The organism is Aquitalea magnusonii, from assembly GCF_002217795.2.
GTDB classification, from domain to species: Bacteria; Pseudomonadota; Gammaproteobacteria; order Burkholderiales; family Chromobacteriaceae; genus Aquitalea; species Aquitalea magnusonii_B.
On the sequence record NZ_AP018823.1, the window covers coordinates 1,071,697 to 1,098,685 of the forward strand.

The following is a 26,989-nucleotide window of genomic DNA, read 5'->3' on the forward strand; positions in this document are numbered from 1 at the left end:
GGATTAATGTCCACTCACCATTTGCAGATGCTCCACTACCGGACCCAATGCCAGCGCCGGGACGTAGTTGAGCGCGCCCACCAGCAGCACGGTGCCGATCAGCAGCACCACGAACAGCGGACCATGGGTGGGCAGGGTGCCGCTGTTGACCGCCAGGCGTTTCTTGGCGGACAGCGAACCGGCAATGGCCAGGATGGGGACAATCATCAGGAAGCGACCAAAGAACATGGCAATGCCGGTCATGATGTTGTAGAACGGCGTGTTGGCCGACAGCCCGGCAAAAGCGCTGCCGTTATTGTTGGCGGCCGAGGTAAAGGCATAGAGGATTTCGCTGAAACCATGCGCTCCCGGATTGGCAATGCCCGCCTTGCCGGCGTCCACGCTGACGGCAATGGCCGTCAGGACCAGCACCAGAATCGGGGTCACCAGAATGGTGATGGCGGTCATCTTCATTTCGTAGGTTTCAATCTTCTTGCCCAGATATTCCGGTGTGCGTCCCACCATCAGGCCGGCAATGAAGACGGCCAGAATGGCGAATACCAGCATGCCGTACAGGCCGGAACCCACACCGCCGAATACCACTTCACCCAGTTGCATCAGGAAAAGCGGTACCAGGCCACCGATAGGCGTGAGCGAGTCATGCATGGCGTTGACGGCACCGCAGGAGGCGGCAGTGGTAATCACGGTAAACAGCGCGGTGTCGATGATGCCAAAGCGGCTTTCCTTGCCTTCCATATTGCCGCCGGCCTGCAGACTGCTGGCTTGCTGATCAACCCCCATGGCCGTCAGTTGCGGCACACCGGCCTGTTCGGCGCTGGTTTCCACCACCACGGCCGTGGCAAACATCAGCAGCATGGCGGCAATGATGGCCCAACCCTGGCGGCGATCTCCCACCATGCGGCCAAAGACAAAGCACAAGGCTGCCGGGATCAGGAAGATGGCCAGGTCTTGCAGGAAGTTGGCCAGCGGGGTGGGGTTTTCATACGGATGGGCCGAGTTGGCGTTAAAGAAACCGCCACCGTTGGTACCCAGCATCTTGATGGCCTCCTGCGAGGCAACCGGGCCCATCGGCAGGGTCTGCTGTCGGGTTTGGCTATCCACCATGATGGGCTTGCCATCCTTGCCATTGACCGGATTGCCCTTGGCATCCAGTTTGGCCTGCTGGAAGTGCGTCAGCTCCACGGTCTGGGCGGTCTGGTAAGGCAGCAGGTTCTGTACCACCCCTTGCTGGGTGAAAGCCAGTGCCAGAACCAGCGACAGCGGAGCCAGCACATACAGGGTGAAGCGGGTTACATCGACCCAGAAATTACCGATGCGGGCTGCACTGTGACGGGCAAAGCCACGGATCAGGGCAATCACCACCGCGGCACCGGTGGCGGCGGACAGGAAGTTCTGTACCGTCAGCCCCAGCATCTGGGTCAGATAGCTCATGGTGCTTTCGCCAGCATAGCCCTGCCAGTTGGTATTGGTGACAAAGGAAATGGCGGTATTGAAGGCCGAATCGGGCGAGATGGCCGTCATGGCCTGCGGATTGAAGGGCAGTACAGCTTGCAGGCGTTGTAATCCATATACGGCCAGCACCCCCAGCAGATTGAAAATCAGCAGGGAAACCGCATAGGCTTTCCAGCCCATTTCCTCGTTCTGGCGGATGCCTGCCAGGCGGTAGAGCAATTTTTCCAGTGGCGCGACAAAGCGCAGCGGGCCGGGATTTTCACCCTGCATGATGCGGGTAATCCAGCTGGACAATGGCCAGGCCAGCGCCAGCAATACCAGCAGGAACAAACTGAGTTGGAGAATGGCAGGTGTGCTCATGTCAGAAGTTCTCCGGTTTGAACAGGGCGTATAGCAGATAGGCCAGCAGGCCCAGCGCCAGCAGGGTGCTGATCAGATAGAACAGGTTCATGACTGTTTCCCCTCCGCCTGCTGACATAGCCGGACAAAAGCCAGGGTCAGTGCAGTAAATCCCAGAGTCAGGCCCAGATAGACCAAATCCATTTTGCATTTCCTTTATGAGGCGATATGTGCCAGACAAAGCTACGCAAGCGGCTGTCAAAAACCTGATAAAAAGCAGCGAGGAAAAATAAAGAAACTATAAAAATCCAGAAAAATCAGGAAACAGCGCAGCATCAGCAGCGTGTTGGACAGGCATGGGAATGGGAGGCTAGTACCGGTGGCAGGCGTCAGCAGGGGGCTTGCCGTAGCCGGATCAATGCCGGGCGCGCCTCAAGCAGGCGGGCCGGCGGCATTGTTGGTGTGGATGTGCGGTTGGCCTTGTGCTGTCGGCGTGCCGATTTCAGGCGACAAAAAGGCTGGAAGCGCCAAGAGTCTGGCGCTTTGCCGGTAAATGTGAAAAGAGCTTGCTAGAACAAGTCGTCTTCGCTGCGTTCGGCCATGAAGCGGGCATCATCACGGTCATGGGCGCGCTGGCGAACTTTTTGTTGCCGGCAGCGTTCGGTATCACTCAGTTGTGGCTTGGCCACGGCGTAGAGAAAGCTTTCATGCTGGTCACGTGCCTGCTTGCGGCGGACACTGAGAGGAATACGGGAAATCATCCTTGCACCTCCTGATTGGGTACTACACATCATGCGGTTGGTTGTGCCAACCATTAAAACTTGACTGTATTTCAAACATTTGTAAAGTCCGAGATGGTATGCAATCCGCAAAATGTTGTGTGATTGCCGCTACAGTCGTCACCACGTATGGTTATTTGTAGCAGATTTGCGGCTCTATTTCCGCTGTTAGCCCGTTGTCAGATGACATAGACTTTTATGGCATATCGAATAAATCAAACAATCTAGTTTGTTATATGCTGGGTGCAGTAGCATAGCGCCAGAACTTAGTCTGGAGCTGTCATGGAGTTGGGATACGCAGTAGCTGGCCTGGTGGTGGGCTTCATCGTCGGACTGACAGGGGTAGGGGGCGGTTCGCTGATGACGCCCATCTTGCTGTGGTTTGGCATTGCGCCGTCCACTGCCGTGGGTACCGACTTGCTGTATGCCGCCATTACCAAGGCTGGTGGTGTGTTTGTCCACCACAAGCAAAAGCATGTGGACTGGCAACTGACCGGCTGGCTGGCCGCCGGCAGTGTTCCTGCCTCGCTGCTCACCTTGGGCTTGCTGTCCTGGCTGCACCTATCCAGCCATGCGCTTGATTCGATCTTCAAGCTGGTGCTGGGCTTGGCCCTGCTGCTGACTGCAGCGTCCATTTTGCTCAAGCCCAAACTGATCAAGCTGATTAACCCGCATGGCCACCCGCCGGCTGAGTTTGCGCTCAAGCCGCTGCCCACGGTCCTGATCGGCGTGGGGCTGGGCGTGCTGGTCACCCTCAGCTCGATTGGGGCCGGTGCCCTTGGCACGCTGGCGCTGTTTGTGCTGTACCCGGCCTTGCCTACCACCCGTCTGGTGGGAACCGAGATCGCCCATGCCGTTCCGCTGACGTTGGTGGCAGGCCTGGGTCATGCCAGCATGGGTAATCTCAACTACATGCTGCTGCTGAACCTGCTGATGGGGTCTTTGCCCGGCATCTGGCTGGGCAGCAAACTGACTCGCCGGCTGACCGATTCATGGCTGCGACCTGCGCTGGCGGTCATGCTGGCCATTGTGGGTGCCAAGCTGGTGATGTAGGGCATGCCAGCGCAACCGATACCACCAAGAGCCGCTATTGCGGCTCTTGGCATGTCTGGCTTTGGCTGCCGTTGGCGCTGCCGGGCGGCGGCTGATAAAAAATGAGCCCCGACCTTGGGGGGGCGGGGCTCCAGCTTGCACCTTCGCTCAGGAACTGCCAGCCGGATGAGTGCAGGGGGAATCCGACTTTCAGGCTGGCAGTCTGTCTTTGCCGCATCATGACAATGCTGCGCAGACACTTCATTATCAATAGTGCTTTGCCGGGCCAATAGCATGTTTGCTTGGTATTTTTGTGACGGCGCATGACGGCCAGCGTTATGATGCAGTACAGCATTACGCTAAGGTAAGGAGTGTGGTTTTGGAGAAGTCTTATCCCGTCATTGATCGCCAGTCCATCACCATGCGTTGGGGTGATATGGACGCCGTCGGTCATCTGAACAATACCTATTATTTTCGCTATCTGGAGCAGATTCGCCTCAACTGGCTGGAGGCGCTGGGGCATGGCATCAACCCGCAAGGCACTGGCCCGGTGCTGGCCAGTACCTCCTGCACTTTTCGCAAGCAGCTGACTTACCCGGCCACGGTGGAAATCACCATCGAGCTTGAGAAGCTGGGCCGCAGCAGTTTGCAGCTACGCCACCACTTCTACCGGCAGGGGGACCCGGATACCGTGTATGCCTATGCCGATGTGACGCTGGTGTGGGTGGATTATCAGGCTGGCGTACCGGTAGCCATTCCGGATGATATCCGGATGGCCGTCCTGCAGGCTGCGGCGCAGCACTAGTTCATGTCTGCTTGCGTACCAGTTGGCGCAGCATGAAGCGGCTGGGATGCACGGCCTGCATCAGTGCGCTGGGTAACGGCGCAGGTTCATTATCCAGATAAGCCGCCAGAATTTCTCCAGACAGCGGTGCGGTAATCATGCCGCGCGAACCATGTGCGGTATTGACATACAGGCCGTCTATCCAGGGAGCATCCTGCGTCAGCTTCAGGGTGGCATCATTAGCCAGTTGGCGGTAGCAGGCAGCAAATTGCTGACGATTGGCCACCGGGCCGATCAGGGGCAGATAGTCCGGGCTGGTGCAGCGATAGGCAGCACGGCCACCTGTCACCGCGATGTTGCCGTTCCCGTCTTCCAATGCCTGATGCAAAGCAGGTGCCAGTTGCGCCAGCATGCTCAGGTTTTCCGCATGTTCTTGCGAATTCACCAGCAGATTGTCGGCATCAAACTTGAATGTGGCACCCAGGCAGTGTTGTTGCCCGCGCACGGGGGAAATATAGCCTTCGCCGCACAGCACGGTTTGCAAGGCATGGCTGGCGGTGGTGGCCGCAACCGTGCTGACCTGACCGCGGATGGCCTTCAGCGGAAGATGGCTGGTGCTGTCGAATGCAGTGGTATCGGCAGCGGTGGCCAGGACCACAATACTGCCCATGGCCAGCGGCCCTTGTTCATCGCTGGCCAGCCAGCATTGCTCCTGCGGGTTCCAGTCCAGTTCCACCACGGTACGGGCGGTGCGCAGGCTGATTTCGGGATGTTGGCACAGGGCGCGTACCAGGGCAGGTGGGTGCAGCCAACCGCCCTGTGGGAAAAACAGTCCACCATGTTGTAGTGCAATGCCGGCGAGTGCGCTGGCTTCTGCCGGCCCAACCTGACGTAGCAGGCTGGATGGCAGACCAGCCTTGGCCAGCAGGGATTGCCGTTCGGCTTCCTTGGGCTCATGCGCCAGTTGCAGCACGCCGCAGGCCTGCCAGTTTTCCTCGCTCTGCGGCAGTAGCTGGTGCAGTTGGCGCAGGGAATAGGCATATCCGGCCAGTACCAGCCGGGTGAGTGGCGTGAAATGGGCGGACAGCTTGGTATAGAGCACGCCTTGCGGATTGCCGGAGGCCGCTTGCGCCAGCGCCGGCATGCGTTCAACCAGCGTCACCTGCCAGCCGCGTATGGCCAGGCTGTATGCGGTGGAGGCACCGGCGATGCCGCCTCCCACCACGATGGCGCTGCGTTCACGTCCTGGCTGGTGTGCAGGACGGGCATACCATGGCGGCGTCCAGTCTTGCGCCGGGGCCTGTACCAACTGGCCGCAGCTCATTTCCCGCTTTTGGCCATGGCCTGGTACTTTTTTGACGCTGAAACCGGCCTCTTTGAGGCCACGGCGTACAAAGCCGGCACTGGTAAAGGTGGCAAAGGTGGTGTCAGGGCCTGCCAGTCGTGCCATCTGGGCAAACAGTGCCGGCTGCCACATGTCCGGGTTTTTGGATGGTGCAAATCCATCCAGAAACCAGGCGTCGATGCGGGCATCCAGCTGTGGCAGCACTTCCAATACATCGCCTATCAGCAGGGTCAGCAATATCCGTCCGTTCTCCAGCACAAAGCGGTGCCAGCCAGCACTCAGCGCATCGTACTGCTGCAGCAACTGATCGGCTTCGCGTGCCAGTTCCGGCCATAGCTGCAGTGCCTGCTGCAGATCAGCCGGGGTGAGTGGATATTTTTCTGCACTGATGAAGTGCAAGCGTGCCGTCTGTGGTGCATGGGCCAGAAAGGCTTGCCAGGCACACAGAAAGTTCAGGCCGGTGCCAAAGCCGGTTTCGCCGATGCAGAACTGCCCTTGCTCGGGCAGGGCGGCAAAGCGTTGCTGCAACTGGTTGTGATGAATGAATACATGGCGGGTTTCATCCAGGCCACTGTTGCGGGAGAAATAGACATCGCCAAATGCGACCGAGACCGGCTGGCCATCCAGCCAGTCAAGTTGTGCGTGTGTACTCATGCTTGCGTGCGTGTTGTAAAGAGGCGCCAAGGAGGGTCGTATTCTACCCCTTTCACCAAGCCGGCATGGGCGTATCGGTCAGCAAATGGCGGATTTAACTGTTAACAGGCGTAAGCCAGGCCGGTGGCCGTCAGGTGGGCAACCGGCTGGCGGCAGCGTCCAGTGCGGCGGGGCTCAGGCTGTGTACCGCAAGCTGCCTTGCTTGTGTCAGGCGGCTGTAGTGGCGGTTCATGGAGCGGCTGTACAGTGGGTCGTAATGCTGGGCCAGCAGTTCTTCGACCAGGGTGGCGAAATCGCCGCGTCCTATCATGTGCTGCCAGTGTTGCAGTTGTTCACGCGAATGCACGGCCTTGAGGAAACCCAGTTGGGTAATCAGCCGCTCCGGTTGCTGCAGGTAAAACGGGTAGTCTTCCAGCAAGCAGCGCACCCGTTCTGCCAGCGGCACGGTCATGGTCAGACAGTCACTGGCATGCATGCAGGCGAACAGGCTGTCCGGCAGGCTGAGCTGGCCTATCTTGCGGCTTTCCGCTTCGATATATACCGGCCGTACCGGATCCAGCCGCAACATGGCCTGGCGCAACTGGCTGTCAAACCACTTTTGTGATGGCTGTGGCTGATCGGGCAGGCGGCCCAGTACCGAACCTCGGTGTACTGCCAGCGCTTCAAGGTCCAGTACCTGCCGGCCAGTGCGCTGCAGCGCATCCAGCAGACGGCTCTTGCCAGAGCCGGTGGGACCGCAAATCACCTGTAGCTGCAGTTGCCGGGGCAAGGTGGCCAGATCTTCCAGCACCTGGTGGCGATAGCTTTTGTAGCCACCTTCCAGTTGATGGGCGGCCCAGCCTATCTGGCTGAAGATGATGGCCATCGAGGCCGAACGCTGGCCGCCACGCCAGCAGTAAAGCAGCGGTTTCCAGGATTTTGGCTTGGCATGGAAGCGTTCTTGCAAGTGGTGTGCAATATTGCGTGCCACCAGTGCCGCACCCAGCTTGCGGGCTTCAAACGGGCTGACTTGCTTGTAGAGCGTGCCCACCCGGATGCGTTCTTCATCATCCAGCACCGGGCAATTGATGGCGCCGGGCAAGTGGTCTTCGGCAAATTCGGCGGGTGAGCGCACGTCGATGATCTCGTCAAACTGCCCCAGCTGTGATAGCTTCGCGACCTTGAAATGCATGGTGGGAGTGGCCCTCAAATGGCAGAAATCAGATTGACGCAATTATCCCACGGCGGTGGCTGCGGCTGCAAAATTGCCCCCGCGGTGCTGGAGTCCATCCTGTCAACCGCGCGTGAAAAGATGGTGTTTCCGCAGTTGCTGGTGGGTACCGAAACCAGTGACGATGCCGCGGTGTATCGCTTGAATGACGAGCAGGCCATTGTGGCAACCACTGACTTCTTCATGCCCATCGTTGATGATGCCTTCGACTTTGGCCGGATTGCCGCCACCAATGCACTATCCGATATCTATGCCATGGGTGCCACGCCCATCATGGCGCTGGCCATTGTCGGCATGCCGGTCAACGTGCTGCCGGTGGAAACCATCCGCGCCATTCTGGATGGTGGCCAGGCCGTGTGTGCCGCTGCCGGCATTCCCATTGCCGGTGGCCATTCGATTGACTCTCCCGAACCGATCTATGGCCTGGTTGCGCTGGGGGTGGTGCACCCCGACCAGCTCAAGCGCAATTGTGACGCACAGGATGGCGATGTACTGATCATCGGCAAAGGTCTGGGTGTGGGTGTTCTTGCCCAGGCAATGAAAAAAGGTGTGCTGGATGATTCCGGCTATCAAGCCCTGATCGCCTCCACCACTCAGTTGAACAAGGTGGGTGCAACGCTGGCGGGCATGCCCGGCGTGCATGCGCTCACCGATGTCACCGGCTTTGGCCTGTTGGGGCATCTGCTGGAAATCTGCAAGGGTTCCGGCCTGCAGGCACGCGTGACCATGGCGCAGGTGCCGGTGATCAAGGAAGCTGAGAATTTTGCCAGACAGGGCTATGGTCCGGGGGCGATAGAGCGCAACCAGGCCAGCTTTGGTCAATATGTCCACTTTGCCGCCGGTATTCCCGATTGGCAGCAACGTCTGCTGGCTGATCCACAAACCAGTGGCGGTCTGCTGGTGGCTGTTGCTCCGGAGCAGGCGGATGCGGTGCTGGCGGCATTTCATGCCGCAGGCTTTGCCTATGCCCGGGCCATCGGCCATCTGGGCGCAGGCGATGCGCAGATTCTGGTTGACTGACGTTAGCTTGCAGCAGCACAACACACCCGGCCCGGCGCCGGGTTTTTTCATGGTGCAGACATTTCTACCGCGGTGTCGCTGCCCAGCGCTAAAAGCAGGCTAGGCTGGTGATAAACACCTTACCGCCCGCTTGTCTTGGCGCGAATCCTGCTTGTTTGCCAGCGGATGACAAGATGCGGCCTGATTGACAATCAGATGTTTCTCGCGCATTTTTCTTGTTCACTGACATTAAGCCAGTATTTCAAAAAGATACTGAATTATAAATAAACAGTCCCGTATCACGGGAAGGGCAGTGGGGAGGTAGAAGCTGATGAAGCGAGGCATGAGTATCGGATCGCGACTGGTTACAACCCAGGTTGTGTTGATGATCGTGGTGGCAATGGCATTGATGCTGCCCTTGTATTTGTTCACCGGCAGGGTGATGCAGGAGCGGACGGAAAAAGTCCAGGCGCAGTTGCTCACGCAGTCCATCAACATGATTGACGCCTTCAACGAGTCGCTGAAAATCACCACCCGCCAGTTTGAAAAAGTCCTGCTGGGCGAAATCGGCGGCGCGTTTTCCCTCAATCCCGCCAGCCGTATCGAGGTGTCCGGCACATCCACGCCGGCACTGGTGCTGGGCAATACCCCGGTCAACGGCAACAACGACATTGTGGATCGGTTTTCTTCCAAGACCGGCAATGTGGCAACGCTGTTTGTGCGTGACGGTGATGAGTTCATCCGTATTGCCACTTCGGTGCTGAAAGAAGACGGTGGCCGTGCGCTGGGCAGCAAGCTCGATCACAACAGCCCGGCCTATGCCCAGTTGATGAATGGTGAAAACTACGCTGGCAGAGTGGACCTGTATGGCCGTGATTACATCACCAGCTATAGCCCCATCAAGGATGCCGGCCAGCACGTGATTGGTGCCACTTTTGTCGGTGTTGGTGCCACCGAGGGTATTGCCGGTTTGCTGGTGCGACTGTCCAAGGTCAAGCTGGGTGAAAGCGGTCATGTCGATATCATCGATGCGGACAAGAATTCCAAAACCTATGGGCAGTATGTGCAGCATCCCAAGTTGTCCGGCCAGCCGGTCAGCAAGGATGTCGACGCCAATGGTCAGCCTTATGCGAAGGAGCTGATGGCGGCAGGTCAGGGCAGTCAGATCATCAAGCTGCCTGGTGAGGCCGGAGCCGCAGATCACATGCTGTCCTATGCCACCTACAAGCCCTGGGGCTGGATGATTGTCAGCAATGAAACCCGTAGCGAGCTGGAAAAGGAAAACCGCCAGTTGCTATTGTGGCTTGCCGGTGGTGCCGGCCTCCTGCTGGTGATTCTTGCGCTGGCGCTGCTGCTGTTTACCCGCCATCTGGTGGCAAAACCAGTGCAACAGTTGGTGCGGCAGGTTGGCAGCATCCGTGACAGCCGTGACCTCACCCAACGCCTGGCCATCAACCGCAAAGATGAGGTGGGGCAGGTTGCTGACGCCATGAATGGCCTGCTGGACAGTTTCCAGCAGGCACTGAACCGCACCAGTTCGCACGCGGTCGATCTGGACCACGCGGCCCAGGAGTTGTCCGAGAAGGCCGGTGCCGCCGCTGCCAGCTCCGGCGAGCAGCGTAGCAGTGCGCTGGCCATGTCCGAGCAAACCGGCATGCTGATTGCCGGGGTGGCCCAGATTGAACAGGTAGCGAGTGAAGCCAGTGATGCGGCACGCGCCTCCAGCGAAGCGGCCATGCAAGGCAGCGACAGCCTGGTAGCCGCCGTGGATGGTGTCAGCCACATTTCGGCCACCCTGGCCGCCGCCGCCGACAGCCTGACTACGCTGGAAAGCAGTGCCAAGCAGATCACCGCCATCGTCAATGTGATTCACGATATTGCCGACCAGACCAATCTGCTGGCGCTCAATGCCGCCATTGAAGCTGCCCGTGCGGGGGAAATGGGGCGTGGTTTTGCCGTGGTGGCCGATGAGGTACGCAAACTGGCAGAGCGCACCAGCGTTTCTACCCAGGAAATCAGCGGCATGATAGGCAAGATTCAGTCTGCTACCGATGAGGCAGTCAAATCCATGCGCCAGTCGGTGGTGCAGGCATCCGAAGGCGCAGCCATCACTTCGGCGGCACGGCAAGCCATCGGCTCCATTGTGGAAGACTCCCGCCGTGCCATGGAGGTGGTGCAGCGTATCAACCACGAACTGTCCTTGCAGCGCGGTATTGTGGAACAGATGGCCGAGCGGGTGAATTCAGTGGCCAGCCAGGCCGAAACCAGCAATGAAGCCGCCGAGCGCTCCGCCGAAACGGCCCGTCACATGGCCGGCCTGGCCGACTCTCTGAAGGAGGAAGTGCGCGCGTTCAGAACCTGAAGCAAGATCAAGCCATGACAAAACTGCATACCATGACTTGTGGCGGGAAAAACTGCCTCCATATCATGGTCAATGCAGCTGCATTTTCTGGTCGGGCAGGATGTGTAGCAATGAGTCAATATTGCAAACAGATCAAGATCTTGTTTTGAGGGAGCCTTTTGATGAGATTCGAAAAACTGACCACAAAATTCCAGCAGGCCCTGGGTGATGCGCAAAGCATGGCACTGGCCGAAGACAATGCCTATATCGAAGCGCAGCACCTGCTGCTGGCGATGATGGATGACAACGACAGCGGCATCGGCGGCCTGCTGGCCCGCGCCGGCGTCAATGTACCCGGCCTCAAGCAAGCACTGAAGGCGGCCATCCAGCGCCTGCCGAAAGTGCAGGGCACCAATGGTGAAATCACCGTCTCGCGCGACTTGGGCAATCTGCTCAACGTCACCGACAAGATTGCCACCAAGCAGGGCGATGAATACATCTCCAGCGAGTCCTTCCTGTCTGCCCTGTCGCAGGACAAGGGCGAGACCGGCCGTCTGCTGAAAGAACATGGCGGTAATCACAATGCCATCCAGGCGGCCATCCAGGCGGTGCGTGGCGGCCAGACCGTGGGCAGTCAGGACGCGGAAAGCCAGCGCGAGGCACTGAAAAAGTACACCACCGACCTGACCGAGCGCGCCCGTAACGGCAAGCTAGACCCGGTTATTGGCCGCGATGACGAAATCCGCCGCGCCATTCAGGTGCTGCTGCGCCGTACCAAGAACAACCCGGTGCTGATTGGCGAACCTGGCGTGGGCAAGACCGCCATTGTCGAAGGCCTGGCCCAGCGCATCGTCAACGGCGAAGTGCCGGACAGCCTGAAAAACAAACGTCTGCTGGTGCTGGACCTGGCCGCGCTGATTGCCGGTGCCAAGTTCCGTGGCGAATTTGAAGAACGCCTGAAAGCCGTGCTGAATGACCTGTCCAAGGACGATGGCCAGACGCTGATCTTCATCGACGAAATCCACACCCTGGTGGGGGCGGGCAAGGCCGATGGCGCGATGGATGCCGGCAATATGCTCAAACCGGCCCTGGCGCGTGGCGAGCTGCACTGCATTGGTGCCACCACGCTGGACGAATACCGCAAGTACATCGAAAAGGATGCCGCACTGGAGCGCCGCTTCCAGAAGGTGCTGGTGAATGAGCCGACGGTGGAAGACACCATCGCCATTCTGCGTGGCCTGCAGGAGAAGTATGAAATCCACCACGGTGTGGACATTACCGACCCGGCCATCGTGGCGGCAGCCGAGCTGTCCAACCGCTATATCACCGATCGCTTCCTGCCGGACAAGGCCATCGACCTGATCGACGAAGCCGCCAGCCGTATCAAGATGGAGCTGGACTCCAAGCCGGAAGCCATGGACAAGCTGGACCGCCGCCTGATCCAGCTGAAAATCGAGCGTGAAGCGGTCAACAAGGAAACCGACGAGGCCAGCCAGAAGCGCCTGCAGTTGATTGAAGACGAAATCCAGCGTTTGCAGCGTGAATACGCTGACATGGAGGAAATCTGGAAGGCAGAGAAAGCCGCAGCACAAGGCAGCCAGACCATCAAGGAGGAAATCGACCGCCTCAAGGTGGACATGGAGGACCTCAAGCGCAAGGGTGACTGGCAAAAACTGGCCGAGCTGCAATACGGCAAGCTGCCGCAGCTGGAAGCGCAGTTGCGCGAAGCAGAAGCCGCCGATGCCGGCGCTGACAACAAGCCTAACCGCTTGCTGCGTACCCAGGTGGGTGCCGAGGAAATTGCCGAAGTCATCAGCCGTGCCACCGGTATTCCGGTATCTAAAATGCTGACCGGTGAGCGGGAAAAGCTGCTGCGCATGGAAGACGTGTTGCACCAGCGCGTGGTGGGGCAGGATGAGGCGGTACGTGCGGTGGCCGATGCCATTCGCCGTTCGCGCTCCGGCCTGGCCGATCCGAACAAGCCCTATGGTTCCTTCCTGTTCCTCGGGCCGACCGGTGTGGGCAAGACCGAGCTGTGCAAGACCCTGGCCGGCTTCATGTTCGACAGCGAAGAGCACCTGATCCGCATCGACATGTCCGAATACATGGAGAAGCACTCGGTGGCACGGCTGATCGGCGCGCCTCCCGGCTATGTCGGCTATGAAGAGGGCGGTTATCTGACCGAGCAGGTGCGGCGCAAACCGTACAGCGTGATCCTGCTGGACGAGGTGGAAAAAGCGCATCCGGATGTGTTCAACATCCTGCTGCAAGTGCTGGATGACGGCCGCCTCACCGATGGCCAGGGCCGTACCGTGGACTTCAAGAACACGGTAGTGGTGATGACTTCCAATATGGGCAGCCAGCAGATCCAGGCCATGGCGACCGATGACTATCAGGTGATCAAGCTGGCGGTGATGGCCGAGGTGAAAACCCATTTCCGCCCCGAGTTCATCAACCGCATCGACGAGGTGGTGGTGTTCCACGGGCTGGACGAGAAGAACATCAAGGCCATTGCCCGCATTCAGCTCAAGGGGCTGGAGAATCGTCTGGCCAAGCTGGAGCTGAACCTGCAAATCAGCGAAGAGGCCTTGTCCTTGTTGTCCGAGGCAGGTTTCGATCCGGTGTATGGCGCACGCCCACTCAAGCGCGCCATCCAGAACGAGCTGGAAAACCCGCTGGCCAAGGCGATACTGGCCGGCAAGTATCCGCCCAAAGCCACCGTCATGGTGGAGGCGCGCAACGGTCAGCTAGTATTTGATTGAGCGCGTCCTGACCAGAAAACCGGTCCGCGTGGCCGGTTTTTCATTGGGCGCGAGGTGGTTTCAGGAATGGAGCCACGGACGGCAGTTGCAGGATAATCAGCTTTTCTTTCTGGAAACGCGCCATGCCGGACTCCCTGCTGCAGGCTGCGCATGACCCGTTGCGCGACCTGCAGCAGCCATACTGCCGCAACGTCGAACCGGGCGCAGCACAGCTACTGACGATTTTCTCCGGTGCCGCGCCCAACTGAGCCGCCACCCATGATGACATGGTGTAACTGCATGGCGCGCACGGTCTGGCGCTGCTGTCAGTGTACTGGCTGCTGAGCAAGCTGATGTTGCAGCGCATGGCGCAGCGGCTGGGGGAGTCTGGCTCCGCTGGACAGCAGCGGCGATAATGACGCTTTTCGTTTGCAGGAAACAAGCAGCATGCCCGCCATTACCCATTTTTCCCAAACAGTTACACCCGTGGTCGATCAGCCGCGGCCGGATCGACTGCTGGCCGGGAATCCACAACGCTATACCTGGACCCACTACGAAACGGCTGATGAAGCGCTCAGTTGTGGTATCTGGGCTTGTGAAACAGGGGCGTGGCGTATTCGCTTTGCCGCTGACAAGCACGAGTTTTTCTGCGTGATCGAAGGCCTGGTGCGCTTGCACGATGAGACTGGCAAGGTCGTGGCAGTGAAGGCTGGTGAGGCGGCAGTCATACCCGCCGGCTTTGTGGGCGTGTTTGAGGTGGTGCAGGCGGTGCGCAAATACTTCGTGGTGTGCCAGACACCGGCACCGCCATCTCAGGGCTGAGCAATCTGACTGAAGACAGTCACGCAAAAGGGCGACGCGGGTCGCCCTTTTGCATTGCCGATCAAGCACGCCGTTTCAACTGCGCAGCGGATCTTCCGCATCATCCATCGGCTGCACCGGCGGTGGCGTAAAGCCATTGATCTCGCGCGATGACTTTTCCAGCACCAGCACAATGGCGGTGTTGAGCGCACCAAAGGCCCAACTGACCAGGAAAAATACCGAATAGGCCGATAACTTGTCGGCAAACAGGGCATTGCCGTGCAATTTGAGTTCGGCAGGGTCGAAAATCGAGAAAAACACACTGGTGGCCAGTGCGGCGATCAGAAAAGACGGCCAGAACAGCAGGATGCCTTTTTTCATGGTCAGGACTCCTCGTCGTGCGTTTGTACTTGTCATAAGACTAGTCCGTGCGTGGCAAGGTTCAAGTGGCGGCATGGATAGGGCGACTTCGATCGCGACGGTATGCAATCTCGCGTCAGATCGCCCACGGCTGGCAGCTTGTTGTTTTGTCGGCATTGCAGCGCAGCAAGCCGCCAGATGGTGGTAAACTTTGTGCCGGACAAAGATTTTCATCAATCAGCCGTGGCCAGCTGCTTGCTCAGCACCCGGTTGCGGCTGTTCTGCAAAGCAAATGGAGCCCCTGCATGACCTCTTCGATCTTCGCCGCGGTGGAACTGGCCCCGCGCGACCCGATTCTTGGCCTGAACGAAGCTTTCAACGCCGATACCCGTCCCTTCAAGGTGAACCTGGGTGTGGGTGTGTACAGCGACGATAATGGCAAGATTCCGCTGCTGGCCGCCGTCAAGGCTGCGGAAAAGGCCCGTGTTGATGCCTTGCTGCCGCGTGGTTATCAGCCGATCGAAGGCCCGGCCGCTTACGACAGCGCCGTGCAAAACCTGCTGTTCGGTGCCGACAGCGCGCTGATCAGCAATGGTCAGGTAGTAACTGCCCAGGCGCTGGGCGGTACCGGTGCCCTGAAGATCGGTGCCGACTTCCTGAAACGCCTGAACCCGGCATCCAAGGTTTACATCAGCAACCCGTCGTGGGAAAACCACCGCGCGCTGTTTGAATCCGCCGGCTTCACCGTGGAAAACTACCCCTACTACGACGCGGCTACCCGTGGCGTTGACTTTGCGGGCATGAAGTCCTTCCTGCAAAGCCTGGCTGCCGGTTCCGTCATCGTGCTGCATGCCTGCTGCCACAACCCGACCGGTGCCGACCTGTCCGACGCCCAATGGGCCGAGGTGGTGGAAGTGTGCCGTGCCCAGGGTCTGGTTCCTTTCCTGGATATGGCTTACCAGGGTTTTGCCGACGGTATTGATGCTGACGCTGTTGCCGTGCGTCTGTTCTCGGCTTCCGGCCTGCAGTTCTTCGTGTCCAGCTCCTTCTCCAAGAGCTTCTCGCTGTACGGCGAGCGTGTTGGCGCCCTGTCCATCGTGACTGCCAGCAAGGAAGAAACCGGCCGCGTGCTGTCGCAACTGAAGCGCGTGATCCGTACCAACTACTCCAACCCGCCGATCCACGGTGCAGCCATCGTCGCTGCCGTGCTGTCCAGCCCCGAGCTGCGCCAGCAGTGGGAAGACGAGCTGGCCGGCATGCGTGACCGCATCCGCGCCATGCGTACCGGTCTGGTTGACGCCATCAAGGCCCAAGGCGTGGAGCAGGACTTCTCCTTCGTGGCGCAGCAGCGCGGCATGTTCTCCTACACCGGCCTGACTGCAGCGCAAGTGGAAGTGCTGAAGAGCGAATTTGGCATCTATGCTGTTTCCACCGGCCGTATCTGCCTGGCTGCGCTGAACAGCAAGAACCTGCCTTATGTGGCTGAAGCCATTGCCAAGGTAGTCAAGGGCTGATTGCTTTCACCCTGACGCGAAAAACCCCGCTGCGGCGGGGTTTTTTTATTGTGCCTGGCATATCTGCATGTGTTTTTCAGTCTGCGGGTGTCGGGGCGCGGCCAAGGCGGATGCGTAGCAGGCCGGGGCTGGTCTCGATGGCCTTGATGCTCAGGCGTGCCGCCAGTGGTTTGCCCAGCAGCGGGTAGTCCAGCCATTGTTGCAATGCCGGCAGTTGGGTGAGGTCGATAATGGCAACATCCTGCTCCAGGTTCAGCCAGTCCAGTGGCTTGGCCAGTTGTTGCAGGGCTTTGTGGCCGAATGCGCCTTCCATCACGCCCAGCAGCAGTCCGCCCAGCAGGCGGCGGGTGGTAGAAGGGGCAATCGCCTCGCCCTGAACGTGGTAGCGCAAATGGATCTGCCTGCTGCTCCAGTCTATGGGTAAAAAATCGAAATGCAGGGTCAGCCGGGCGGCAAGGGGTTGATGTGTAGTCAAATGCAAGGTGCTGTCGCGGCTGAGCAGCGACAGGTCATCAATTTGCAGGCTGTCGCCATTCAATGCCTGCTGCAGCTTGCGCAGCAGCCAGTCTTCTTGCAGTGATACGCCATCCCGGTGCAGGGCTGGCCGTTGCCGCCATCTCCGGATCAAGCTGTCCTGCCAGTGGTGTGCCATGTTCAGGCAAACAGGGTGCGCGCCCCTTCATAGCGGGCGGCAAAATAACTGTTGTCCAGCCTGTCCACGCGAATGGCGCTATTGGTGCGTGGGGCATGCACGAACTTGTTGTCGCCAATGTAGATGCCCATGTGGGAGAAGGCGCGGTTCATGGTATTGAAGAACACCAGGTCGCCCACCTGCATCTGGCTGTTGCTGATGGGACGGGCCAGGCTGGCGATTTGGGCGGCATTGTGCGGTAACTTCACGCCCACCGCATTCTGGTAGATGTAGCTGACCATGCCGCTGCAATCCAGTCCGGCTTCCGGGTTGGCACCACCAAATTTGTAGTCCAGGTCCAGCAGGCCCAGGGTGTACATGAGGATTTCCCGGCCTGCACCGTCGGCTTTCAGGGCTGACAGTGTCTTGTCCTGCCCCGGACGTGGGCGGCTCTGGCTTGTTTTCCGGGGCGGGGTGCCGCAGGCACTCAGCCACAAGGCCAGGGCTCCCAGCATGGCACCGCCAAGCACACGGCGGCGTTCGAGCGAGGGCGGGGTGGGCCGGGTTTTACTCATGATTGTTTTGCCTCCAGTTCTTCCCAGCGGGCCAGTTTTTCCAGCAGCAGTTCGTCGATGGCTTCGATGCGTTGCTGCCAGGCAATGGCTTCCTTGGGGGTGTCGCGATAGCAATTGGGATCAAGCAGTTGCTGGTTCAGCACAGCCTGCTCGTTTTCCAGTGTGGCAATTTCCTCGGGCAGCGCGGCCAGCTCGCGGGTTTCATTATAAGAAAGCTTGCGATTGCTCCGTTGTTTGTCAGTTTTGGCTTGCGGGCTTGGCTTGCCTGCCGCTGCCGTAGTCTTGCTGGCGTTCTCGCCCTGCATCGCCGCCATGCGGGCCTTGGTGTCTATCCAGTCCTGATAGCCGCCGGGGTATTCTTCCAACTGGCCATTGCCTTCAAAGGCAATCACCTGAGTGACGACGTTGTCGAGGAAAGCCCGGTCGTGGCTGACCAGAAAGACAGTGCCGCTGTATTGAGCAATCACGTCTTCCAGAAGTTCCAGCGTATCGATGTCCAGGTCATTGGTGGGTTCATCCAGCACCAGCACATTGGCCGGACGGGTGAACAGGCGGGCCAGCAGCAGGCGGTTGCGTTCGCCACCGGAAAGCGAGCGCACCGGGCTGCGCGCACGTTGTGGCGAGAACAGGAAGTCTTCCAGATAACTCATCACATGTTTTTTCACCCCGCCGATTTCGACGAAGTCATTGCCCTGGCTGATGATATCGGCCACGCTGGTGTCTTCGTCCAGTTGTTCGCGGAACTGGTCAAAGTAAGCAATTTCCAGCTTGCTGCCTTGCTTGATGCTGCCGCTGTCGGCTTCCAGCTGACCCAGAATCAGCTTGAGCAGGGTGGTCTTGCCGGCACCGTTCGGTCCGATCAGGCCGATTTTGTCGCCGCGCAGGATGCGGGTGGTGAAGTCCTTGATCAGGGTGCGGCCTTCAAAGCCCTTGCTGACATGTTCCAGCTCGGCCACCAGTTTGCCGGAGCGCTCACCGGCATCCAACTGGAAGTTGACCTGGCCCACGCGCTCGCGACGGGCGCTGCGCTCACGGCGGATGGCCTCCAGGCGACGCACGCGGCCTTCGTTACGGGTGCGGCGCGCCTCGATGCCTTTGCGGATCCATACTTCTTCCTGGGCGTGGAATTTATCGAAGATGCGGTTCTGTTCTTCTTCGATGGTCATTTCCTCGGCCTTGCGTACCTGGTAGGCGGTGAAGCTGCCCGGATAGCTGCGCAGGATGCCTCGATCCAGTTCCACGATGCGGGTGGCGACATTGTCCAGAAAGCGCCGGTCGTGGGTGATCAGCAGCACGCTGCCGCTGAAGTTCTTCAGCAAACCTTCCAGCCATTCGATGGCGGAAACATCCAGATGGTTGGTGGGTTCGTCCAGCAGCAGGACATCCGGTTTGGCCGCCAATGCCCGTGCCAGCGCGACGCGCTTTTTCCAGCCGCCGGACAATTCGCGAATCAGGGTGTCTGGTTTCAGGTCCAGGTGGGATAGGGTGGTGGCGATCAGCGCGTCAAACTGCCAGCCATCGCGGGCTTCCAGCTCGTGTTGCAGGGTTTCCATGCGTGAGAGGGCGGTGGCGTGGTCGGCATCCGGCTGGGTGAGTTGCTGGGTGACATGGTGGTATTCACGCAGCAAGGCCTTCAGTTCGCCAAGTCCGGCTGCAACAGCATCAAACACCGTGTCGTCCGGATTGAGTTCCGGCTCCTGTGCCACATAGGCTACGCGCACATCACCCTTGGTGTTGATGCGGCCATCATCCAGTGTGATGACACCGGCAATACCCTTGAGCAGGGACGACTTGCCGGCACCGTTGCGGCCGATCAGCCCCACTACCTCGCCTGGCTCCAGTGCGAAATCGACATTATCCAGCAGGGCGTGGTGGCCAAACGCCAGGCAGGCCTTTTCAACAGAAATCAATGACATTGCGGCATCTTGTAATCAGGGTTCAATGGCCGCAATTGTAGCATGCGGTGTGCTGGCCCTTGCCGACTTGGGTTACAATGCGCGCCAACTTTGGATTGAAAGGATTGCCATGTATTTTGTTGACCGCTCGGTTGCCGTAATCAAACCCAAACAGCCATTTCTGGACTGGCTGAATGCCGTGCCCGGCAACGATATGGTGGATTTGACCCTGGACAGCCTGCGCAGTGACTGCACGGTGATCCTGTTGCCGGAGTTCAATGAGCCGGAAGAGGCGGTTGCCCATATCGACGAGCAGTACGAGCAGCTGTTCAAGATTGAAGTGGCATCCTGGTATGACGACGAAGACCTGTGGCCCAAGGACATGTCCCTCAAGGCTTTCTGGGAGTGGTTCGATGTGGAAATCCACTCCACCGTGCTCGATTCCGTAGAGGGCGACATCAGCAACAGCCCGGCGGGCGAACTGTAAGCCATCTCATGCACAAGGCCCGTCTGCTGCCGCCTTTTGCCCTGCAGTTGCGGCCATCGCGCCTCTGGTTGGGCTTGGTGCTGGCAAGTCTGTCCTTGTCGATTTCCCTGCTGTTGTACTACCTGCCGCAGTGGGCGGCGATGATTCCCCTGCAGTGCGTGCTGGCCTGGTTTGCCGTGCGCGCCAATGGATGGTGGCAGCCGCATCGGGTCATGCGCATCGAGGTGGATGCGCTAGGCCGGATGCACTGGCACCAGGACGGGGCGTCAATCGAGGTTTCGCTGCGCGACGACTGTTTCGTCTCCCCACTATTTGTCATTGTCAATGTAATGCGCGCCGGGCGTCGTTGTAGCTGCTTGTTGCTGCCAGACAGTGCCGATCAGCCAGCATTGCGGCAATTGCGCGTGTATTTGCTGTGGTTTTACCCGGCAGCAAAGCAGGCATCGCCTGCGGTATTGGAAAGTCCATGATGCAAAGAACTACCCTGAACGATTGGCTGCAATGGTTGGAAGGCCTGCACGTCACCACCATAGACATGGGCCTGGAGCGTGTGCGCAAAGTGTGGCATGCCATGCAACTGCAGCCATCCTTCCCGGTCATCATGGTGGCAGGGACCAATGGCAAGGGTTCGGTTTGTGCCATGCTCTCCACCATGTACCAGCGCGCCGGTTTCAAGGTGGGCTGTTACACCTCGCCGCACATCAGCCACTATAACGAGCGGGTGGCAATCGATCTCAAGCCGGTCAGTGATGAACGTATCATCAACAGTTTTGCCGCCATCGATGCGGCACGCGGGGACACCTCGCTGACCTATTTCGAGTTCGGCACCCTGGGTGCCATGCACAGCTTTATCGAAGAAAAAGTCGATGTAGCCATCATGGAAGTTGGCCTGGGTGGGCGTCTGGATGCAGTGAACATCTTTGAACCGGATGTGTCGGTGGTGGTGAGTGTGGATATCGACCACGCTGCCATTCTGGGTGACAACCGCGAAGACATCGGCTTCGAGAAAGCCGGCATCTACCGGCCGGGCAAGCCAGCCATCTGCGCAGACCCGCAGCCGCCGCAGCGCCTGCTGGAGCATGCCGCGGCCATCGGTGCCGATCTCAAGCTTCTGGGCCGCGATTACAACTATTCCCGCATGGACAATCAATGGTCCTTCCAGATGGGCAGCGCACGTCGCCATGCCTTGCCCATGCCTGCGCTGCGTGGTGGCTACCAGCTAGGCAATGCCGCAGCCGCATTGGCCGTGCTCGATTGCCTGCATGCGCGTCTGCCGGTAGGCATTGGTGCGCTCAAGCAAGGTTTGGTCGAAGTGGAATGGCCAGGGCGTTTCCAGGTATTGCCAGGGCGACCGGTGGTGGTGCTGGATGTGGGGCATAACCCGCATGCGGTCAAGGCCATGGTGGCCAGCCTGCGTCAACTGCCATTCGCTGAAAACCGCTATGCGGTATTTTCCATGCTGGCGGACAAGGATCTGGCTGCAGTAGCCGAATTGGCCAAGGATGAATTCGATGCCTGGTTTGTGGCCGGGCTGGATATGCCACGCGGGCAGAGCGGCACCGAGATTGCCGCGCAACTGCATGCAGCGGGCATCGGCAAGGTGCGCGCCTTTGATGATGTTGCGTCTGCCTGGCAAGCTGCCTTATCGGCAGCGGGCGAGAATGATAGAATTACCGTTTTCGGCTCTTTCCACACTGTTGCCGAGGTGCTGGAAGCCCGTCGGCAACGCATTTGAGGATTGCATGGCTCTGTCTGCTCACGATGAACTGATTTTGTTGCGCAAGCGTGCCAGGCGTCGTCTGGTCGGTGCGGTTGTGCTGGTCACGGTATCCACGGTGGTGTTGTGGAATGTGGTTGGCCATTTGCCTGACCAGCAGATGCGCCCGGAATCGGTGGAAATTGCCAGTGAAGCATCCGGAGTGCCGGCTGAAACCGCATTGCCGCCGGCAGTGAACCTGGCCGCGAGCAGCCCGGCATCCCAGGCGGGCAAGTCTGTGGCTTCCGCTCCTGTGCTGGCCGCTGCTTCCGCGCCGTCAGCCAAGGTGGCCACCACGCAACTGCCGGCAGATCTTAGCTCGGTTGGCGAGGACAAGCCGGTAGCCGCGCCCAAACTGTCAGCGCCGGCGGCTGCTGCGGTCGCCGCGGTTGGTGCCGTGGCTGCAGTACAGGCCAGTAAACCCAAGCCGGCGGATGGTGCGGCCAGTCAGCCTCTGGCGCATCAGCCAGCAAAGAAGAAAGTAGCCAGTAAACCGGCTGAGCTGCATCAGCCTGCGGCTGCAGACAACAAACCGGCCAAGGTGGAAAAGCCAGCCGCGGCCAAGCACAAGCAAGCAGATCCTGCCGCAATCCTGGCTGGGCATTTCGATGATGAGCCTGCGGCCAAGCCGGCTCCGGCAAAGAAAAGTGAGTCCAAAGCAGAAAAAGTGGATAATGTCGGCAGTGGCAAGTCGGTGATTCAGCTGGCAGCCCTGTCAGACCCGGCCAAGGCTGATGCACTCAAGAGCAAATTGTCCGGTCTGGGTGTGGCGGCTCACTTTACCAAGGTGCAAACCAGCAAGGGCGAAGTAACTCGCGTGCGGGTTGGGCCGTTTGCCAGTCGTGCCGAGGCGGAGGCTGCCTTGCGCAAGCTGTCCCAGGCTGGCGTGTCTGGCATTATCGTGAGCAAGTAAGCAGCGATGACCGTCTTCGATTATGTGGTGATTGCCATCCTGATCGGCTCCGTGCTGGTGGCCATGGTGCGTGGCCTGGTGGCCGAAGTGCTGTCGCTGGGTTCGTGGATTCTGGCGTTCTGGTGTGCCAAGGAGCTGTCTCCGCTGCTGGCCACCTTCATGCCCAATGAGTTGCCCAGTCAGGGTTTGCGGCTGGTTGCTTCTTTTGTGCTGTTGTTTTTCCTGTCGTGGCTGGCCACGGCATTATTACGCATCACCCTGACCAGTCTGCTTGATTCGACTGGCCTGGGTGGTCTGAACCGATTGATGGGTGCCGTGTTCGGCCTGGCTCGCGGGCTGGTGCTGGTGACGGTGCTGGTGCTGGTGGGCGGCTTGAGTGATATGCCGCGCCAGCCTATGTGGAGGAATGCGGTATTGGCCGCTCCATTCGAATCACTGGCCTTGTCATTAAGGCCCTGGCTGCCAGCCATGCTGGCAGACAATCTGCATTACACGGGCTAGTGTGATGGAACAGGCGGATTATCTTGATATCTTCACCTCAAGATTTCCGCCTTTTTCTTTGGCTGTAAGTTTTGTCTGAAAATCCAGGTAGTTGGGAAGAGAGAGTAGAGCAATGTGTGGAATTCTAGGCGTGGTAGGGCAGTCTCCCGTCAACCAGTTGTTGTATGACGGACTGCAAGTGCTGCAGCACCGTGGGCAGGATGCGGCGGGTATTGTCACCTCCAGTGGCAAGACCTTTCACATGCACAAGGGCAGCGGCATGGTGCGCGACGTATTCCGCACCCGCAATATGCGCTCGCTGATGGGTAATGCCGGTATCGCCCATGTGCGCTACCCGACTGCCGGCTCTGCCTCCAGTCTGGCCGAGGCCCAGCCGTTCTATGTCAACTCGCCGTTTGGCATCGTGCTGGCGCACAACGGCAACCTGACCAATACCGATGAACTCAAGGCGGACATGTTCCGTCATGACCTGCGCCATATCAATACCAACTCCGACTCCGAGGTGTTGCTCAACGTATTTGCGCACGAGTTGGCCGAGCGTGTGGTGGGCTTTGAACTGAGCGTGGATGCCATCTTTGGTGCCGTCGAGGCAGTGCATCGCCGTGTGCGCGGTGCTTATGCCGTGGTGGCGCTGATTGCCGGTTATGGCCTGGTGGCCTTCCGCGATCCCAATGGTATCCGTCCGCTGGTGATCGGCAGTACCCAGGGTAGTGGCAAGACCGAGTACATGTTTGCTTCCGAATCGGTGGCGCTGGACTGCTCCGGTTTCAGCACGCTGCGTGATGTCGAGCCGGGTGAGGGTGTGTTTGTCAGCTTTGATGGTGACTTCCATGCCCGTCAGTGCGCCAAGGAAGTGCGTCATGCGCCCTGTCTGTTTGAATATGTTTACTTTGCTCGTCCGGATTCGGTGATTGATGGTGCTTCGGTCTACCAGTCACGCATCGTGATGGGGGAGAAGCTGGGCGAGAAAATCCGCCGCGTGCTGCCGGCGCTGGATATCGATGTGGTGATGCCGATTCCGGATACCAGCCGCCCCAGCGCACTGGCGCTGGCCAATAGCCTGGGCCTGCCGTACCGCGAAGGCTTCATCAAGAACCGCTATATCGGTCGCACCTTCATCATGCCGGGGCAGGCTGTGCGTAAAAAATCGGTACGGCAGAAGCTGAACCCGGTGGCTTGCGAGTTCAAGGACCGCAATGTGCTGCTGGTGGATGACTCCATTGTGCGCGGCACGACATCCAAGGAAATCGTACAAATGGCGCGCGATGCCGGAGCCAAAAAAGTGTACTTTGCTTCCGCTGCGCCGGCGGTGCGCTTCCCCAATGTCTACGGTATCGACATGCCTACCCGTGCCGAACTGCTGGCCACCGGCCGCACCGAGCTGGAGATCGCGGCAGAGATTGGCGCGGACGCGGTGATCTACCAGGACCTGTCGGCCTTGCAAGAAGCAGTGCATTCGGTGAACCCGAAATTGCATGAGTTTGAAACCTCCTGCTTTGATGGCAAGTACATCACCGGCGATATCACGGCGGCTTATCTGGATGCCATCGAGTGCGCCCGTGGTGCGGACAAGAAAGAGGAAAATCCGGTCAGCACCCAGATGATTGACCTGAACCTGAATGTGGCAGAGCAAAACCTGATGTAAGTCAGGCGCAGAAAAAACCGGCGCAAGCCGGTTTTTTCATTGTGGGCGTTGAATAGCGCTGGCCGCTGACATCGTTATGCCGCAATTTCATTTAGCTAAACTGTTGCCATCAGGCAATATAGCCCGCACAAGGCGGTGACAAGTCATGGTGGTTTGTCGCCGGTAACAAGTTCGAGAATCATCATGTCAGTCGAAAATACAGCACAGCACTATCATCCTGAAACACTGGCAATCCGTGGCGGGCGCGAAAGCAGCGAATATCGCGAACACAGCCAGGCTCTGCACCTGACTTCCAGTTTCTGTTATGAGTCGGCGGAGCAGGCTGCCGCCATGTTTCTGGGTGAAATAGAGGGCTATACCTATTCCCGTTTCACCAATCCCACCGTCACGGCCTTTCAGCAGCGACTGGCGCTGATGGAGGGCGGCGAGCGTGCCATTGCCACCGCCACCGGCATGGCGGCCATTCAGGCCATCATGATGAGCCTGCTCAAGGCTGGCGATCACATTGTCTCCTCGCAAAGTCTGTTCGGCTCCACTACCAATCTGTTTGCCGGTCTGCTGGCAAAATTCGGGGTGGAAACCACCTTTGTTGATGCGCGCGACCTGGCGGCATGGGAGGCTGCGGCCAAACCCAACAGCAAGCTGTTCTTTCTGGAGACACCTTCCAATCCGCTGACGGAAGTGGCAGACATCGCTGCCATTTCCGCCATTGCCCATCGCCATCATGCCTTGCTGGTGGTGGATAACAGTTTTTGTTCACCGGCCTTGCAGCAGCCGCTGAAACTGGGTGCCGATCTGGTCATGCATTCGGCCACCAAATACCTGGATGGCCATGGTCGCGTGATGGGTGGTGCGGTTGTCGGCAGCAATGCACTGGTAGAGCAGGTTTACCTGCATGTGCGCACCGCCGGCCCGACCCTGGCTCCGTTCAATGCCTGGGTGCTGTTGTCCGGTCTGGAAACCTTGTCGCTGCGCATGGAAAAACACAGCGCCAATGCATTGGAACTGGCGCGCTGGCTGGAGGCGCATCCCGCCATCGAACGTGTCTACTATCCGGGGCTGCCCAGCCATCCGCAGCATGAACTGGCGCAGCGTCAGCAAAAAGCCGGTGGTGCGGTGGTGTCTTTTGTGGTCAAGGGTGGTCGTGCTGGGGCATGGAAGCTGGTGGATGGCGTCCAGCTGATTTCGCGAACTGCCAATCTTGGTGATGTAAAGAGTACAATTACCCACCCTGCATCGACCACCCATGCGCGGGTTGCGCCAGAGATTCGTGAGAAGGCCGGCATCGTGGAGGGGCTGATCCGTGTCGCGGTGGGCTTGGAGAATGTGCAAGATCTGCAGGCCGATCTGGCGCGCGGACTTGACTAAATATTTATACCTGCGTTTCATTCAAACGAACGGCAGTCTAGACTTTAGACTGCCGTTTTCGCGATGGTGTACTGGAAATCCATCCCTATTGCAAGGAGGGGGCTCTTGACACTGATCAAATTAAAACGTAAGTTTGAAACGCTTGTTCGAAAGCTGAGATGGACAAGACTAAATACCCTGCAAGTACAAAAAAGGCACAAGAGAACATGGAAGCCAGCCGACCGGATACGGCAACACGCATTCTGGACGTTTCCGAGCGGCTGTTCGTGGAGCACGGTTTCGAGGCTACCTCGCTTCGCATGATTACTCAGCAGGCCGAAGTCAACCTGGCCGCGGTGAATTATCACTTTGGCTCTAAGGATGCACTGTTTGAAGCCGTGTTCATGCGCAGGCTGGCGCCCTTGATTGCGTCCTGCCTGGCCGAACTGGACGAGCTGGAGGCAAGAGAAGAGAAGCTGTCGGTAGAAGGGCTGGTCACGACATTCATTCGTCCGTGTCTGGCGCTGTCCAAGGACCCTGCGAGGGGCGGGGCCCTGTTCGTCAGACTTCTGTCACGCACATTGGTGGAAAACCACCGGCTGCTGCGTGAAACCATCTCACAGCAATACAGTGTATTCGTACAACGCTACTCGCGCGCATTTCACCATGCGCTGCCAGAGCTTGGGGTTGAGGAACTGGCCTGGAGGATGCACTTCGCATTCAGTGTCATGTTCAACGCCTTTGCCGGAAACGATGTGCTGAAAATCTTCACGCGCAGCCAGATCGTTTCCGCCAGGGATCCTGACATGATCGTGAAGTATCTTGTGCCGTTTGTGGTTGCCGGGTTGGTCTCGCCTGTCGAAGGTTAGCAGGGTCAACACGAGGGTA

General features: G+C 58.9%; 25 protein-coding genes. 16 read left to right on the forward strand and 9 right to left on the reverse strand.

The features are described 5' to 3' along the window. Window positions 1-3: 3 nt before the first annotated feature. The 3 genes from kdpA to DLM_RS05230 form a co-directional block, all read right to left on the reverse strand. On the reverse strand, window positions 4-1,812 hold the full coding sequence (gene kdpA / locus DLM_RS05220; protein WP_089085291.1) for a potassium-transporting ATPase subunit KdpA: 1,809 nt from the start codon (window positions 1,810-1,812) through the stop codon (window positions 4-6). A 1-nt stretch (window position 1,813) separates the two neighbouring features. Beyond that, window positions 1,814-1,903 carry a K(+)-transporting ATPase subunit F gene (gene kdpF / locus DLM_RS05225; protein ID WP_119313205.1) on the reverse strand — a complete coding sequence of 30 codons (90 nt, stop codon included), beginning with the start codon at window positions 1,901-1,903 and terminating at the stop codon, window positions 1,814-1,816. Window positions 1,904-2,360: 457 nt separating this feature from the next. Next, window positions 2,361-2,552, reverse strand: a complete 192-nt coding sequence (locus DLM_RS05230; protein ID WP_059285177.1) for a hypothetical protein — start codon at window positions 2,550-2,552, stop codon at window positions 2,361-2,363. 300 nt (window positions 2,553-2,852) lie between these two features. Between DLM_RS05230 and DLM_RS05235 the strand changes: the two genes are divergently transcribed. Both DLM_RS05235 and DLM_RS05245 read left to right on the forward strand, forming a co-directional pair. Next, the gene (locus tag DLM_RS05235; RefSeq protein ID WP_089085293.1) at window positions 2,853-3,623 is read left to right on the forward strand and encodes a sulfite exporter TauE/SafE family protein; all 771 of its coding nucleotides are present in this window, start codon (window positions 2,853-2,855) and stop codon (window positions 3,621-3,623) included. Window positions 3,624-3,981: 358 nt separating this feature from the next. Next, complete coding sequence (locus DLM_RS05245) at window positions 3,982-4,407, forward strand: acyl-CoA thioesterase (RefSeq protein ID WP_089085295.1); 426 nt, start codon at window positions 3,982-3,984, stop codon at window positions 4,405-4,407. 1 nt (window position 4,408) lies between these two features. Here DLM_RS05245 and mnmC read toward each other — a convergent pair whose 3' ends face one another. Both mnmC and mnmH read right to left on the reverse strand, forming a co-directional pair. Continuing rightward, a complete protein-coding gene (mnmC, locus tag DLM_RS05250; protein ID WP_089085296.1) occupies window positions 4,409-6,385 on the reverse strand; it encodes a bifunctional tRNA (5-methylaminomethyl-2-thiouridine)(34)-methyltransferase MnmD/FAD-dependent 5-carboxymethylaminomethyl-2-thiouridine(34) oxidoreductase MnmC in 1,977 nt (658 codons plus the stop codon). Window positions 6,386-6,515: 130 nt separating this feature from the next. Beyond that, window positions 6,516-7,556 carry a tRNA 2-selenouridine(34) synthase MnmH gene (gene mnmH / locus DLM_RS05255; RefSeq protein WP_089085297.1) on the reverse strand — a complete coding sequence of 347 codons (1,041 nt, stop codon included), beginning with the start codon at window positions 7,554-7,556 and terminating at the stop codon, window positions 6,516-6,518. Between the two features lie 18 nt (window positions 7,557-7,574). Here mnmH and selD point away from each other — a divergent pair, with 18 nt between their 5' ends. From selD to DLM_RS05275, 5 genes are all read left to right on the forward strand, one after another. Next, the gene (selD, locus tag DLM_RS05260) at window positions 7,575-8,615 is read left to right on the forward strand and encodes a selenide, water dikinase SelD (RefSeq protein ID WP_089085298.1); all 1,041 of its coding nucleotides are present in this window, start codon (window positions 7,575-7,577) and stop codon (window positions 8,613-8,615) included. A gap of 322 nt (window positions 8,616-8,937) precedes the next feature. Further along, entirely contained in the window at window positions 8,938-10,956 is a 2,019-nt protein-coding gene (locus DLM_RS05265) for a methyl-accepting chemotaxis protein (RefSeq protein ID WP_167467040.1), read from the forward strand. A 161-nt stretch (window positions 10,957-11,117) separates the two neighbouring features. Next, window positions 11,118-13,697: an ATP-dependent chaperone ClpB gene (clpB, locus tag DLM_RS05270; protein ID WP_089085300.1), complete on the forward strand. Its 2,580-nt coding sequence runs from the start codon at window positions 11,118-11,120 to the stop codon at window positions 13,695-13,697. 122 nt (window positions 13,698-13,819) lie between these two features. Beyond that, window positions 13,820-13,945: a hypothetical protein gene (locus DLM_RS23835; protein WP_269461354.1), complete on the forward strand. Its 126-nt coding sequence runs from the start codon at window positions 13,820-13,822 to the stop codon at window positions 13,943-13,945. A gap of 178 nt (window positions 13,946-14,123) precedes the next feature. Further along, window positions 14,124-14,498, forward strand: a complete 375-nt coding sequence (locus tag DLM_RS05275) for a cupin domain-containing protein (protein WP_089085301.1) — start codon at window positions 14,124-14,126, stop codon at window positions 14,496-14,498. A gap of 75 nt (window positions 14,499-14,573) precedes the next feature. Here DLM_RS05275 and DLM_RS05280 read toward each other — a convergent pair whose 3' ends face one another. Beyond that, window positions 14,574-14,858 (reverse strand): hypothetical protein, encoded by a 285-nt coding sequence (locus DLM_RS05280; protein WP_089085302.1) that lies wholly within the window; start codon window positions 14,856-14,858, stop codon window positions 14,574-14,576. 284 nt (window positions 14,859-15,142) lie between these two features. Here DLM_RS05280 and DLM_RS05285 point away from each other — a divergent pair, with 284 nt between their 5' ends. Further along, window positions 15,143-16,351, forward strand: a complete 1,209-nt coding sequence (locus DLM_RS05285) for an amino acid aminotransferase (protein ID WP_089085303.1) — start codon at window positions 15,143-15,145, stop codon at window positions 16,349-16,351. Window positions 16,352-16,427: 76 nt separating this feature from the next. On the opposite strand, the gene DLM_RS05290 is transcribed toward DLM_RS05285, so the two are convergent. Genes DLM_RS05290 through DLM_RS05300 form a run of 3 tightly spaced genes read right to left on the reverse strand, consistent with a single transcriptional unit; the run spans window position 16,428 to window position 19,473 of the window. Next, complete coding sequence (locus tag DLM_RS05290; protein WP_089085304.1) at window positions 16,428-17,003, reverse strand: hypothetical protein; 576 nt, start codon at window positions 17,001-17,003, stop codon at window positions 16,428-16,430. A 2-nt stretch (window positions 17,004-17,005) separates the two neighbouring features. Beyond that, complete coding sequence (locus DLM_RS05295) at window positions 17,006-17,557, reverse strand: C40 family peptidase (protein ID WP_231960078.1); 552 nt, start codon at window positions 17,555-17,557, stop codon at window positions 17,006-17,008. Further along, complete coding sequence (locus DLM_RS05300; RefSeq protein ID WP_089085305.1) at window positions 17,554-19,473, reverse strand: ATP-binding cassette domain-containing protein; 1,920 nt, start codon at window positions 19,471-19,473, stop codon at window positions 17,554-17,556. Before DLM_RS05300 ends, DLM_RS05295 begins: the two co-directional genes overlap by 4 nt. A 109-nt stretch (window positions 19,474-19,582) precedes the next feature. Here DLM_RS05300 and DLM_RS05305 point away from each other — a divergent pair, with 109 nt between their 5' ends. From DLM_RS05305 to DLM_RS05340, 8 genes are all read left to right on the forward strand, one after another. Then, window positions 19,583-19,939 carry a hypothetical protein gene (locus DLM_RS05305; protein ID WP_089085475.1) on the forward strand — a complete coding sequence of 119 codons (357 nt, stop codon included), beginning with the start codon at window positions 19,583-19,585 and terminating at the stop codon, window positions 19,937-19,939. A gap of 8 nt (window positions 19,940-19,947) precedes the next feature. After that, window positions 19,948-20,409: a protein YgfX gene (locus DLM_RS05310; protein WP_089085306.1), complete on the forward strand. Its 462-nt coding sequence runs from the start codon at window positions 19,948-19,950 to the stop codon at window positions 20,407-20,409. Then, complete coding sequence (folC, locus tag DLM_RS05315; RefSeq protein WP_089085476.1) at window positions 20,409-21,674, forward strand: bifunctional tetrahydrofolate synthase/dihydrofolate synthase; 1,266 nt, start codon at window positions 20,409-20,411, stop codon at window positions 21,672-21,674. The genes DLM_RS05310 and folC overlap by 1 nt, the downstream gene beginning before the upstream one ends. Window positions 21,675-21,681: 7 nt before the next feature. Next, window positions 21,682-22,608 (forward strand): SPOR domain-containing protein, encoded by a 927-nt coding sequence (locus tag DLM_RS05320; RefSeq protein WP_089085307.1) that lies wholly within the window; start codon window positions 21,682-21,684, stop codon window positions 22,606-22,608. 6 nt (window positions 22,609-22,614) lie between these two features. Next, the gene (locus DLM_RS05325) at window positions 22,615-23,109 is read left to right on the forward strand and encodes a CvpA family protein (RefSeq protein WP_089085308.1); all 495 of its coding nucleotides are present in this window, start codon (window positions 22,615-22,617) and stop codon (window positions 23,107-23,109) included. 112 nt (window positions 23,110-23,221) lie between these two features. Beyond that, a complete protein-coding gene (purF, locus tag DLM_RS05330) occupies window positions 23,222-24,754 on the forward strand; it encodes an amidophosphoribosyltransferase (protein ID WP_089085309.1) in 1,533 nt (510 codons plus the stop codon). Window positions 24,755-24,937: 183 nt separating this feature from the next. Next, the gene (locus DLM_RS05335; protein ID WP_089085310.1) at window positions 24,938-26,122 is read left to right on the forward strand and encodes an O-succinylhomoserine sulfhydrylase; all 1,185 of its coding nucleotides are present in this window, start codon (window positions 24,938-24,940) and stop codon (window positions 26,120-26,122) included. 206 nt (window positions 26,123-26,328) lie between these two features. Continuing rightward, on the forward strand, window positions 26,329-26,970 hold the full coding sequence (locus tag DLM_RS05340) for a TetR/AcrR family transcriptional regulator (protein WP_089085477.1): 642 nt from the start codon (window positions 26,329-26,331) through the stop codon (window positions 26,968-26,970). The last annotated feature ends 19 nt before the right edge of the window (window positions 26,971-26,989 follow it).